General features: G+C 30.5%; 7 protein-coding genes. 3 read left to right on the forward strand and 4 right to left on the reverse strand.

Translation table 11 applies throughout. From position 1 onward, the window contains the following. Positions 1–2: 2 nt before the first annotated feature. Positions 3–746, reverse strand: coding sequence for an SseB family protein (locus tag L2Z92_RS14705; RefSeq protein WP_236454973.1), 744 nt, complete (start codon positions 744–746; stop codon positions 3–5). A gap of 249 nt (positions 747–995) precedes the next feature. Here L2Z92_RS14705 and L2Z92_RS14710 point away from each other — a divergent pair, with 249 nt between their 5' ends. From L2Z92_RS14710 to L2Z92_RS14720, 3 genes are all read left to right on the forward strand, one after another. Beyond that, positions 996–1,553, forward strand: coding sequence for a DUF6642 family protein (locus L2Z92_RS14710; RefSeq protein ID WP_236454975.1), 558 nt, complete (start codon positions 996–998; stop codon positions 1,551–1,553). A gap of 508 nt (positions 1,554–2,061) precedes the next feature. Next, on the forward strand, positions 2,062–3,765 hold the full coding sequence (locus L2Z92_RS14715) for a hypothetical protein (protein WP_236454977.1): 1,704 nt from the start codon (positions 2,062–2,064) through the stop codon (positions 3,763–3,765). Further along, the gene (locus L2Z92_RS14720; protein WP_236454979.1) at positions 3,741–5,282 is read left to right on the forward strand and encodes a hypothetical protein; all 1,542 of its coding nucleotides are present in this window, start codon (positions 3,741–3,743) and stop codon (positions 5,280–5,282) included. Before L2Z92_RS14715 ends, L2Z92_RS14720 begins: the two co-directional genes overlap by 25 nt. Before the next feature lie 502 nt (positions 5,283–5,784). On the opposite strand, the gene L2Z92_RS14725 is transcribed toward L2Z92_RS14720, so the two are convergent. From L2Z92_RS14725 to L2Z92_RS14735, 3 genes are read right to left on the reverse strand one after another with little or no spacing between them, the layout of a single operon-like run. Further along, positions 5,785–8,829, reverse strand: coding sequence for a type I restriction endonuclease subunit R (locus L2Z92_RS14725; RefSeq protein WP_236454988.1), 3,045 nt, complete (start codon positions 8,827–8,829; stop codon positions 5,785–5,787). A 6-nt stretch (positions 8,830–8,835) separates the two neighbouring features. Beyond that, complete coding sequence (locus L2Z92_RS14730) at positions 8,836–11,169, reverse strand: GmrSD restriction endonuclease domain-containing protein (protein WP_236454990.1); 2,334 nt, start codon at positions 11,167–11,169, stop codon at positions 8,836–8,838. After that, positions 11,170–13,023, reverse strand: coding sequence for a DUF262 domain-containing protein (locus tag L2Z92_RS14735; RefSeq protein ID WP_236454992.1), 1,854 nt, complete (start codon positions 13,021–13,023; stop codon positions 11,170–11,172). Positions 13,024–13,025: the final 2 nt, after the last annotated feature.

Raw genomic sequence — 13,025 nt, forward strand, 5'->3', positions numbered from 1 at the left:
GGTTATTTTTTGTAGAAAGGAATCATTTTTTGTGCAGTTGCATACCAATCCTCTTCAGTAGTCAAATACATCACTTCTAAAGGAAAATCCAAAGTGTGCCCTTGCATTCCTTCATTAATAGCATTAATAACCGCTTTTCTGCTGTTCTCGGTATGGTTTTTAATAACAAAAGCCAAAGTAAAAACCCTTTCGTCATTTTTTGTCATACCAAAATGAAATACCTCATCTATAGCAGAAATCTTTTTGAAAGCAGTTTGCAATTGCAATTTGTTTGCTCCATCAATAGGTGCTTCTGGATGCCAAACCAATACTTCTGTAGCCTCTTCAATAACTTCCGTTTTTATATTGGGAGCCGCTTTTTCTAATACAAACATAGTATCTTGGTCACTATCAATAACAATACGACCAAAACCTTGTTCCTGTGCAATTTCGAGTACCGCTTTTGCTGGAATCATTTTATAAGGCTTCATATCGCTAGCCCAAGCCATTAACTTCTCTGGAGAAGTAAATACCCCAAAAACTTTCAAACCATCCATGTCGAAAACGGTCGAAAAAGTAATAGTGTCCCCCTTTTCAAGCGTAGACCAACTATTAGATTTTACTTTGTCATCTATAGTTGTTGGCACAACCAAAAAAGTTTCCTCTTTTTGTAGTGCATTAAAAACAGCCATAAAATGTTCGTTGTCTCTATTGTTTTGAAAGGCTTTAAGCGATTGAATTAATTCCGAATTGTCTGGTGAAAGCATGGTGATATAAAATAGTGTAATAAAGAAGCAAAGATAGAAAAAAGGAGGGAGTTATTGATGATTAGTTACAACTTAAAAAGTACAAGGTCGAAAGAAGTGTTACCATGTAAATGTGTTTGTATTTGTAAATAGATTTGTAAGTGTGTGTAGTGTTCAACCATCAACTATTACCATTAATAATTGAAAATTAACCATCAACCATCAACTAGTAACCATCAATAATTACTAATATTGCAGAAAGATTAAAAAATGTATCCAGACAAATATATTTACTGCCTAGAAGGTGTAGCCGATGTAACTGAAAACAATAAAAGCCAAATACTCCCTTCGTTAGAAAACCTAGCGCTACATTTCGGAATAACCAATGTTTACAAAACCTGCGATTGTATTGAAGGTTTAGAAGAAAGCCTAAGTACGTTACTCTATGAAGACAAAAGCTTTAAAGACTATGCCATACTATACTTAGTTTTTGAAGGAGAAGGAAATAAAATAGAATTAGACGATTACTATTATACCTTAGAAGAAATTGCTGAGTTTTTTGAAGGCAAACTAACCGATAAAATTATTCACTTTACCAATACCATGCGTTTGGATTTAGACGAAGAAGGAGCACAGTACTTTCTTGACGTTACAGGAGCAAAAGCCGTTTCAGGATATAATAAACCAGTACCCATATTAAGTACCGTCTTAGATAATCCTTACTTTTCCCTTTGTCAGGAATATGACGATGTTGTAGCTCTTGTAGAAGAACTCTACGAAAGACACTATGCATTGTGCAACACAATGGGGTTTGTCTTGTATTATTAAGTCAAAAGGCGAAAGGCAAAAGTTGAAAGTTGAAAGTTGAAAATGATTTGATTACGGAATACAATTGCAATAACTTGTTTTTATTTTTGAAAGATATTTGTATTTATGTAATTATCTTATTAATATAGTGTAAAGTAATTAAAATCAAAAGAATAAATGATTAAAAAGTTAAAAGTAATTTGATTATGGAATACAATTATAATAACTTGTTTTTATTTTTAAAACTTGTTTGTATTTAATTATCTTGTCAAAGTATTTCATTAGAAACGCTACAAAATAGGAGTAAATTCTAAATTGATTAATTTGGTTGATTAATTATTATCACGCAGATTCTTTTGATTTTAGCAGATTTTATATACTCACAATCTTTATCCGCAAACATTAAAGACTGTAAACCGTAAACTGAATACTGAACATCTATAACAGAGCACTTAAAACTTAAAACAAATTGCATATTGGTAATTAACTGCTTATCTTTACTTACAATTAAGCCATAAAAAATATATAGATGAGTTCTACAGAGTTTTTAATTTCTTTTAGCACAATAATGATGATGTTAAGCCTCATCTCTGAAAGAGCCTCAAATTTTGCAAAACTCTATTTTCAAGGGAAAATACTCTACATTCCTTTTCTATATAGATACGATAAAAAATGGATTACCCACCTAAAAGTCAAACTCGATATTTTATCCTACAGGCAACCCACTTTAGCAGGAGAAAAAGAGCGAGAATATCGGTTAATGGTTATTAATATACTTATTGGTGTTATTATTGCCACTTTAGCAAATGCGAATTTATTTGAAATTATTCGAGCCATAAAAACCAACATCAAAACAGTACCCATAAGCGGTCATAACATAGAAACAATAGATTCCTACCAAGTTGTAGGCTTTTTATATATGTTCTTCTTTATTTGGTCTGTCAGTATCATATTATTCACAAGATTACCCGAATATCATTTAAAAATAAAACAAAAAGTATACAAATACCCATTTCTGCTTTGGGCACTAGCCACAATTGTATTTGTATACCTAGGTTTAAAACATGAAGTAGCATGGTGCTTACCCGTTGTTACACACACAATAGGATATGTATTGGTTGGACTTTTTATTAGTCTAGGTTCAAAATTTTGGCATGATATTCTTGATATTCTGTTTAAATTAAAAAATACCCAACAAGTTCTAGCCGACGAAAAAACCTATACCAATTATGATACTGCCGATGAACTAATGGCACTGTCTGAAACTTCTCAATATGAAATTGCAGAACAACTTTTTGAACTGTATAAAGACGACATTGCGGCAATAGACGGAGTGGTTTCTTATGGTTTAAACACCATTTTAGACGAAAAGACAAAACTGTATAAAAAAATAATAGAAGTAGAGTTTATGAGCGATACTGCACAAGGAAAATTGCAACGCGTTACCTTTAGTGGTTCTATTACAATAAACTACAATACCTTCTATTTGAAGAACTATTTAGAGTATCGCTATACCTCACAACTAACGGCAATATCGGCTATAGAAACACACCCAATTTGCTACGCCTATAATGCAAACCCATTAAATAGTAACCCTTCTAAAGGTTCGTTTTCTGTTTATAAAGATGGCGATAATTATTTTGCAGTTGGAAACCTGCATGTTTTTGCCGATGATGTAGAGTTTAAACAATTCGAGAACAACCCTTCCTATGCTTTAGTTAATAGAACCGTTCAATTTGTTATTAACGGAGATACTACCCAGACAGGAACCATTATAGACTATACTTTTGGAACATTTGAAGGCTATGGTATCGACCGTTGTGTTTGTAAGGTAGATAAAAAACTATACGATTTGTTTTTGGAGCACATCGATATTGATAACCTTATAAGCATTGACGAAAGTACTATGAAAATGTTTGGAGCCTATACCAAATATGCTCATTTTCATCCTTATAGAAAACCAACCACGTGCTATGTTGAGTATAACGGCTTTAGAAAAAGGAAAGAAATGTATTTGTTTAAGATAGCCATTTCATCAATAGGAATAAAAAACATTAGTAAAGGAGATAGCGGAGCCACGCTATATTATAAAATTAAAAGCAATGACAATATTGAACTTTTGGCAACAGGGATTTTAGTAGCCAAGAGCGATAACTATGCTTATATCTTTAGAGGAAAATTATTTACAAACACCAATACACTCGAATTATGGAAAAATGGATCACAAGTTTAGCACTTTTGTTTACGTTCAATTGTATGAACGCACAAATAAAAGTAGAAATAAAAGACCAAGTATTAAATGTTAATGATGGTAATGAGAATAAAAAAGAGTTTCATTTAATTCATGGAACAGATATAAACAAGAATAAAACAATTAATTATGGAGTCTATGATTTAATGACAGACGGAGCAGAAGCAACGTTTGAAGGAATAATTAACTATAAAAAAGTAGCTGCAGAAAACAAAATTATGTTTTGGAAGAAGGGAGATTTGGAAGGAAATGCATATATATATTACTACTGTGCAACAGATTCAATATTTGTAAAAGACATTTCAAAATGTACAAAAGAAAGCACTTCCAAAACAATTTCCTATGAGCATGCGAATCAGATACCATTTCCTTCTTTTCAAGAACCAGATGATACGAAGTTAATAGCCAATAAAACCAATAGATATTTAATTATTGATGCTAGTGCTAATCATAACAAAAAAATAAACAATAGTCTTTTTAAAGCAAAAGATGTAGATACTTTTGGAGAAGCAGATGAGTTTGATAAGAATTTTACAAAAGCCGATGCATTGCCGGTTAATGGTAGCGTTACCATTTTCATTAGAAACTATAATTTTCACGATTTAGAGAAAATAGCAGTCGAAATGAGTGGTGCCGATTTCTCCTACAGTTACAGCATTAAAGACATACTAGCACAATTAAAAGACAAAATAGACGATCCAAAAAAAGAAGTAACAGCAGCTACAGCATATAAAGAAAAGGAAAAATTAAACAACGATCTAACCAATATATTAGCAAAGTTTAAAGAATACACCTATTTAAACCTAAACGATTTGTATAAAATTGAAGAATACAAAAGACAACTGTATCAATTCTATGAAAAAAACTATGCCACTTTCGGAGAAGAAGAAATAGCCATTTTTAGCGAAATAATACATTGGTATCCAGCTTATTTATCCATTACACCCATTGCGATAACCGTTCCAGAAAATGATGAAGTGGCAATAAATGTTACCCTTAAAAACAAAAACGACGATACACCCTACCAAACCAAAGTAGGACAATTTAAAACCACAGGAGGAATAGGTTTCAATTTAGGAGGAATGTTCTATATTACCAATTTAAAAAATAACTCGGTCTATACCAAAGCATCCGAAACCACAGGACAAGTGAGAGCCTTTATGAATTCAGACAATCAAAGTTCAGTAGGGATAGGGTTAAACTCCGAAATCTATTTTAGAACAGGCTATCTAGTGCGACCTACTTTAAACATGGGCTTTTTTCTGCCATTCGATGAAGACTTAACGCCCTTTGGAGCTATTGGTCCAGGAATAAGCATAGCCTCTAAAAAAGTAAAGTTTAGTATCTCTTGGGGATTAGCAGTAGGTAAAATAAACACCATTAGAGAACAATACAAAGACGTAGAAATAGACCCAACCGATTTAACCAATGACCAACTAGGCGAAAAAGTATGGAAATTTGGTAACTATTTCGGATTTGGTCTCACTTACAATTTATAATCCTTCAATAGCACAGCATACCATAAAGAAACCCGTAAAACAATCTGTTTTGCGGGTTTTTTCTATTAATTATAAGTTGAAAGCTTACAGATGAAAGTTGTTTCAAATTGTAGGTTTCAAGTTGAATATTTCCACAAACAAGACCATTAACAATCAATCATGATCCACAAACTTGTCATCCTGAAAGGATCCCATTAGCAACTCCTCAAACAAGACCATTAACAATCAACCATCAATAATTCACCATCAATTTCAGAGCCATCGGCTCGATATATTTGTAAGGCAGGGTTTCAACCCTGTCATTACAACGTACCACGAGGAAAAAGAGCCGTAGGTTCGGTATATTTAACCACAAACCAAATCCCCAATCTTGTCATGCCAAAAGCATCGCATCAGCAACTCCACAAACAACATCATTAACCATCAATCATCAACAATTTACCATTAATAATCAACCATCAATAATTCACCATCAATTTCAAAGCCGTAGGTTCAACACATTTTACATATTCACCCCAACCATTCGTTTCATGGTGTCAAAGAAAGCCTGATAGAAAGCATCATCTTTAGCATAGAGCTTATACAAATTCAATTCGTTTTTTCTTTGTTGCGACATGATTTCATCAAGTATCTTTTTAAAAGCCAAATCCCTATTGGCAATATCTTTATTTTCAGCCACCTTAGATAAATAATCAGGATGCGCTTGTATCTGTTTTGTTAATGTAACAAATTTAACCCTTTGATCTTCTGGAGTAACATCCCAACCTTGAAACCATTTCTCATTAAAACTATTAATAATTAAATCTAAAGGATCTAAATCCTCATCATTACCATGTGCACCTCTAGGATTTGGGTTTTGGGGGTCTAATTCAGTTTCCGAATCATCCAAGCCAATACTTTCATTTAGTTTAACACGTTCCAATCCATAGGTAGATAAATCAACAGATTCTAATAGTTCGTCAATAGGATCAATAGTGTCATTAATAATTAATTTAGGAATTAAAAACTTCAAAAACCAAAATAACTTTTCCCAATTTAGTACTTCATATTTTAAAATAGCAGCCATTTGACCGTAGATTTTAACAAACTGTTTCGCCTTAATTTTAAAATCCGCTTTATCGGCATCTTCTAACTCTAATTCAGTATTAAAACGTTCAGCTGCTATATCAATAATCGGACTTAACAATTGCGCATCTACTTTATTAAAATACTTAGTAACAAAATCTTCTACTTCATGCCATTCATAAACGCCCACATCATCTAAAATCCCTTTAATTTCATGCAATACATTTACATCTGTTGCACCACTTAATGTTGTAGCGGTATAAAAAGGGTCAAAAGCTTCTTTGATATCTTCTACCGAATTAAAGAAATCCAATACAAACAAATCTTCTGTTTTCTTACCTAATTTATCAGCAGCTCTGTTTAGTCGAGATAAAGCCTGTACAGCCAAAACCCCTTGTAGTTTTTTATCCACATACATCGAAGACAATTTAGGCTGATCAAAACCAGTTAGGTATTTATTCGCAACCACTAAAATGCGATAATTATCCTCATCAAATTTGTCTTTAGTGTCTTTTTCTGGGAAGTTATTCAAACCATCTTCACTATATTCAATACCATCCACCATTTTCTTACCCGAAAAAGCAATGACTATCTCAAAAGGATTGCCTTTGTCTTTTACTATATTTTTTATGGCAAAATAATAACGAATAGCCGATTCAATACTTTGAGTAATCACCATTCCTTTGGCTTTTCCTTTTAGTTTTTTAGTATTGACTACTTTATGAATAAAATGATCCATCATTATTTCCGCTTTAGAAGCGATAGTTTCTTTGTGTCGTTCCACATAAGCGCGTAATTTTTTCTGAGCTTTTGTAGTATCAAATAACGGATTATCTTCAATCGATTTTTCTATTTCGTAATAACTTTTAAACGTAGTATAGTTTGCCAATACATCTAAAATAAAACCTTCCTCAATAGCTTGTTTCATAGAATACAAGTGAAAAGGCTTAAATGTTCCATCTTCTTGTTGTACCCCAAATTTTTCTAAAGTAATACTTTTGGGAGTAGCTGTAAAAGCCAAATAAGAAGCGTTGTCTTTCATTTTTCGAGAACGCATTATTTGATTAACTTTATCTTGTGTATCATAGCTATCCTCATCTTCAGATTCAATATTAGCAACACCCATAGCTCGATTCATATTATCCGAAGCAGTACCACTTTGACTACTGTGTGCTTCATCAATAATAACAGCAAAGCGTCTGTCGCTCAAATCGGCAATACCGTCTATAATGAAAGGGAATTTTTGAATAGTGGTAATAATAATCCGTTTGCCACTTTCCAAACTTTCTTTTAGTTCTTTAGAAGAATAAGCAGGAGCCACTATGTTTTTTACTTCAGAAAACTCTTTAATGTTGTCCCTAAGTTGTTTGTCTAATAACCGTCTATCCGTAACTACAATAACCGAATCAAATAAAGGATTGGAAGTGCCTTTACTTCCTGGTAATGTATCACTTTCTGGATAAGTTTCTATCAATTGATAAGCAGCCCAAGTAATGGAATTTGATTTTCCTGAACCAGCTGAATGTTGAATTAAATAATTCTGTCCAACCCCTTTTTTACTGGCATCGGCAATAATTCTTCTAACTACATTTAATTGATGGTAACGTGGAAAAAACAAAGTTCTTTTATTCAAACCATCTTTCTCCGAACCATCAAAACGTACAAAATGCTGAATGATATTAGCAACACTTTCTCTGGTCAACACTTCATCCCACAAATACGATGTTTTGTGTCCAAACGGATTGGGTGGATTTCCTTTTCCGTGTTTGTTTCCTAAATTGAAAGGCAAAAAGAAAGTACCTGCACCATTTAATTTGGTAGTCATATAAACTTCATCAGTATCCAGTGTAAAATGGACAATACAGCGCCCAAATTGCAATAAAGGTTGGCTGATATCTCTTTTAAATTTATATTGATTTTGACCATGTACTTTTGCGTTTTGTCCTGTCCAATGGTTTTTGAGTTCCATAGTAGAGAAGGGCAGACCATTGATGAACAAAACCATGTCTATTTCTTCCGCTGGATTGGTTACCGAATAACGCAATTGTCGTGTAACACTAAACTCATTGCTTTCAAAATTATCTTTTACGGTTTTGCTACTACTTGCCAAAGGCAATACATAAAACAAAGTAAAGTGTGCATCATCAACTTCTAAGCCTTTTCGGAGTAACTTTAAAACCCCATACTTTTTTATCAAACGATCCAAACGCTCTAGAATCTTTAATTTCCAATCGCTTTGTTTTTGAATTTTTGCTAATTCTTCGGCTTGGGTAGTTTCTAGAAAATGCCAAAAACGTACTTCATCAATAGCATATTTTGCATTGAAATCGTTAGCCTGACCAATGTAATAGCCATTGCCTAAACGATACAATGCTCTTGGGTCGTTTACATTACCGGCTTGTTTGTTTTCTTCTAAACAAGAACCTGTTAGTTTTTTTTCTATGGCTTGCTCTAAGGCTGCTTCGTTAGTTTGGCTTGGCATAATAATTTATTTTATTGAATCAATGAATTCTTCAATTGTCTTGAATTCTAATAATTGCTTTTCTTTATGAATATAATACTTTTTCGTGTTATGATTTCTTCTCAAATTTATCGTTAAGTCCCCTTTCTTAAAAACAATACCAGGTTCATTATCCTGTCCTTTCACATAGTCATATGAAATTTCATATTTTGGAATAATAGAACAACCTTTTTCATTTTTCAAAAACCAAGCATATGTGTAAAGTTCAACAAAATATCCTGAAATTCTTGTTGAATTTAATAAATAATAATTTTTATTATGTTGTCTGATAATGTTCTTTTTGGCGTAAAGAAATAATTTATAATTATTTACAAACTTGCCATGATATTTACCTTTTGAATTTGGGAATTCAGTTTTAATAATAGAATTAAGAGACTGGATTATATTATTTGCATTAAAATCAGGTCTATTAATTATAGTTTCGATGAAATTTAGTTTTGAATCAAAAAACTTACGCCAATTTTCAGTTCTATTTCTGAGAGTTCCTCTTACATTTGAATTAAAAATTCGTTCGTTCCCATTTATATAAAAGCAATCACCTATTGCTAGTAAACTTCTTGTGAGTAAAAATGTTGTATCATTAAGTACTTCTTCAGAAAATAACGACGCTACTTTTGTATAATTAATGGTAAAAGTATTAATATCAATCGGGCTATTACATAGTTTAAATATGAAGCCTATTTGTCCATAAAAATAAATATGATTTTCTGCTTCAATAAATAGTTTTTCCCATCTATTATCTTGAACTATTAATTGTGCCTTAAAAATTTCTTCCGTTTTTTGTGATGGAGAAAAGAAGATCATTTCTTCTTCTCTTAAAGTATTTATTACTTGATATATGTTTTTTGAGTCAACTCTATCAATTAATAAATCTATACTTCTTATTGCTTCAATAAATAATTTTGGAGTATCTATTTTGGTATTATAAATTAAGTTAGAAATTACTCTCACCCATTCACTAAAATAAGTTGAATTATTCTCAACTTTTAATAAATATCTTGTTATAGCATAATGTAAAGTTGTATCCCACCAGGTCAATTTATTCAGTTTTTCACCAAAAAGGAGCTTAAACAAATCAGTATCAATATATTTTTTTAATAATTGATCTTGATTAATAAAAGCTACTGAAGATGCTAAATCTAGAATTTCGACATATTCATTAATTTTATCTTTGAATAAATCATAGTTTTGGAAAATCTCTAAAGGATTAGAATCTTTTTTTCTTAAAATTCCAATTACAGATTTAAAATCATCTAAATCTAAGGTTTCAGTATCATAATTTTCTAATTCAGCATCATCATTCATCCTTGAATCATTTGAATTTTGAGACTTCATATAATCTCCTAAAAATAGAATTTTGAAATGTTGTAAAAACTCTGAATCAATTTTATAAATTGATTTTTCTTTAGCCTTCCAAAACAAATCATACCATTTAATGTCAAATTTCTTTTTCCAATCATCTTCCAAAATAACACCATCATAATCTTTAATTAACCAAGATTTGAATATTTCAAAATTCGTCAAATGTCTGCCTCTAGCATTCATTTTGATATACAAATCGTCTGTTAATTCAAAATCATCTAAATCAAAAAAATCAAATGTGATTAAATTTTCATTAGTTAATTTATTCCAGCAATCTTTATAATCAACATCCTTAGATTTAAATAATTTATGTATTTCATCAATGACAATTAGCATACTATTTACTGTTGGATCTTTTTTCCATGAAGAAAAATATTCTTCACTATTTGAAATCAAATCTGAAACAGAATCAGTTTTAGAATCAAAATTGTATTGTTTAAAACATAATATTTTACAAAATTCTTTAGAACTAAGCCTTGTAGAATAACTAAACTTGTTTAATGAACTCAAAGCAATTACATCATTATTTCTTTGTGCTATATACCAATGAATTAAAAATAAAGTAGTCAATCTTTGCTGACCATCTAAAGGGATGAAATTTATTTTCCCTTCTAGCTTAGCATTACGACTTACAACTTCATCAGAAATTTCTATATTCAAATCAGAAGCATATAGTTTAATTGTTTTTAATAAAGATCTAATATTATTCTTATTTCGTTCTTGTGTTATATGGTTTTCTTTACCTAAAAGTTTACCATAAACGAAATCAAGATTGAGAGGGTTTGGAACAATTATACTATTTATTATATCAGCAACTAATTTTTCTCTAATTGTTGTTGCCGATTTTCTACCATAAGTATAATCCCTTTGAATTGTGGGAATTTCAATTTTATTATCATTTATGATACTCCAGAATGTATTATAATTCTCTATACTCATTTAAGCTCCTTTAAGATTAGGTAAAAATGATTTTAATTGATTTTCAATAAATTCAAAATAAGAATCCATATCTGATTTTCCGAAAAATGAATTAGCTACACTATTTTTATCTGTGGTATATATTTTTGAAAAAACATTTTTAGTACAAATTGGAATGAAGACTTTCTTTTCATTATTCTTCGAGTCCATGTATTTCCCATCTTGATCAAGCTTTAATATTATTTCTCTTTTTTCTAAAAAAAGCTTATTTCCTAATTTACTGTTAGAATTTCTGTCCAATAGTGCTAAATTAGATATGCCATGAAGGTTCAATTCATTACTTATAGCTTCAATTAATTCTTCTAACTTTGTTGTCTTTGTTTTGTCAAATTTCAATTCAGAAAGTTTTCTTTTATCATTAATATCTATTTTATCAAAATAGATTAGTACTATTTCTATTTGCTTACTAATTGATAAGGATTTATTTTGTTTTGTAAAATATTCTTTGTTTGATAAAAGCCAGTTTTTTATTGAACCTACATTATCAAATTCACGCGGATTTTGAGGATTGATATGTTCCACGCTCCATTTTTCTAATTTGTATAATTCGAATGGAAATTTATTGTCACTCAGATTATTGATGTAATAATTTATGTTTAACAAAATCAATAAATTTTCACACTCCTTTCTTGAGTCACGATAATCTAAATTCTCTAACTGATATACATAATAATCGCTTCCGCTTTCTTGTTTACGAGTTTTTTCAAACTCTTTATCAATAGATTTAAGTAGCTTTTTCTTAAAATCACTTTTCGAGATACCTTTGCTCATTGTTATAATTGAAGAAAGAGACTTTATTTTGCTTACAATTAGAAAACCAACATAGTGATAAAGATCTTTGTCTTCATACCATTCTAACAATTTATTGAATGTATTCTTAACTTCTAACCAGTTTAAATCTTCTTTCAGCCTGAACCTTTTTTCATAAACGCAATAAGAATGTAAAACACCATCCTTGACACCCCTCTTATTTACTATATCAAAAATATAGTCAATTTTGGTTGAACTATCATTATAAAGGTCGTTATCACAAATAAAAAACCAAAAAGAATTATCATGAAGTTTATTTTCAATTTGATCCCACTCTAAAGCTAACTCTGTTGCTTTAAGTTTATAAATCTCTTTTGAATTATTATTTTTACATTCTAATATAAAAAGTGCCTTTATCAATTCAGAACTAGTCAATGCTATTTTACCAGCATTAAGATTTAAAAAAACTTCTTCAGCAGAAACATCTATTGAAGTATTGTTTTGAGATTTATCGATATCATACCAAATCACATGTACTATGTTTAAAACCTTCTCTAGGAAATTTATTTTGAAATCTTCATCTTTTTCAATAAACCAGTCATGAATAGTTTTATAAACAGTATAAAAATGATAAATATCAACGTTGTCATATTTTTCAAATCCATCAATAGCAATAAATTCTTCCCACTTTAAACCAGTTTCAACATATTGATTAAGTTCAATTATCTTATGAAACAAAAACTCTTTACTTTCTGTTCTTGTTTCATAAGATATATAATATATGTCATTATTTGATTTTTTTAGAAAAACTAATAAAAGATAAAGACTTGTAATTCTTTGTTGTCCATCAATCAATTCCAATGAGCCATCTTCATTTTCTCTAACAATTACTGGCTGTAAACAATATTTTCCATCATTCTCACTGTGTTCGTTGAAATCATTTAGTAACTCTAATATTTCTTTAGATTCCCATTTGTAGCCTCGCTGATAGTCTTTAACAATAAATGTTTTACCAATTAATGAGCTTACAGGTCTAAAAAAATTTATTTGTTCTTTTTCTTTCATAT

Origin of the sequence: Flavobacterium jumunjinense (assembly GCF_021650975.2) — a bacterium.
Lineage (GTDB): Bacteria > Bacteroidota > Bacteroidia > Flavobacteriales > Flavobacteriaceae > Flavobacterium > Flavobacterium jumunjinense.

What these genes read in the sequence shown, in the direction of transcription:
- L2Z92_RS14735 (WP_236454992.1), bottom strand. Translation starts at nt 13,023, where the DNA reads ATGAAAGAAAAAGAACAAATAAATTTTTTTAGACCTGTAAGCTCATTA.
- L2Z92_RS14720 (WP_236454979.1), top strand. Translation starts at nt 3,741, where the DNA reads ATGGAAAAATGGATCACAAGTTTAGCACTTTTGTTTACGTTCAATTGT.
- L2Z92_RS14725 (WP_236454988.1), bottom strand. Translation starts at nt 8,829, where the DNA reads ATGCCAAGCCAAACTAACGAAGCAGCCTTAGAGCAAGCCATAGAAAAA.
- L2Z92_RS14730 (WP_236454990.1), bottom strand. Translation starts at nt 11,169, where the DNA reads ATGAGTATAGAGAATTATAATACATTCTGGAGTATCATAAATGATAAT.
- L2Z92_RS14715 (WP_236454977.1), top strand. Translation starts at nt 2,062, where the DNA reads ATGAGTTCTACAGAGTTTTTAATTTCTTTTAGCACAATAATGATGATG.
- L2Z92_RS14710 (WP_236454975.1), top strand. Translation starts at nt 996, where the DNA reads ATGTATCCAGACAAATATATTTACTGCCTAGAAGGTGTAGCCGATGTA.
- L2Z92_RS14705 (WP_236454973.1), bottom strand. Translation starts at nt 746, where the DNA reads ATGCTTTCACCAGACAATTCGGAATTAATTCAATCGCTTAAAGCCTTT.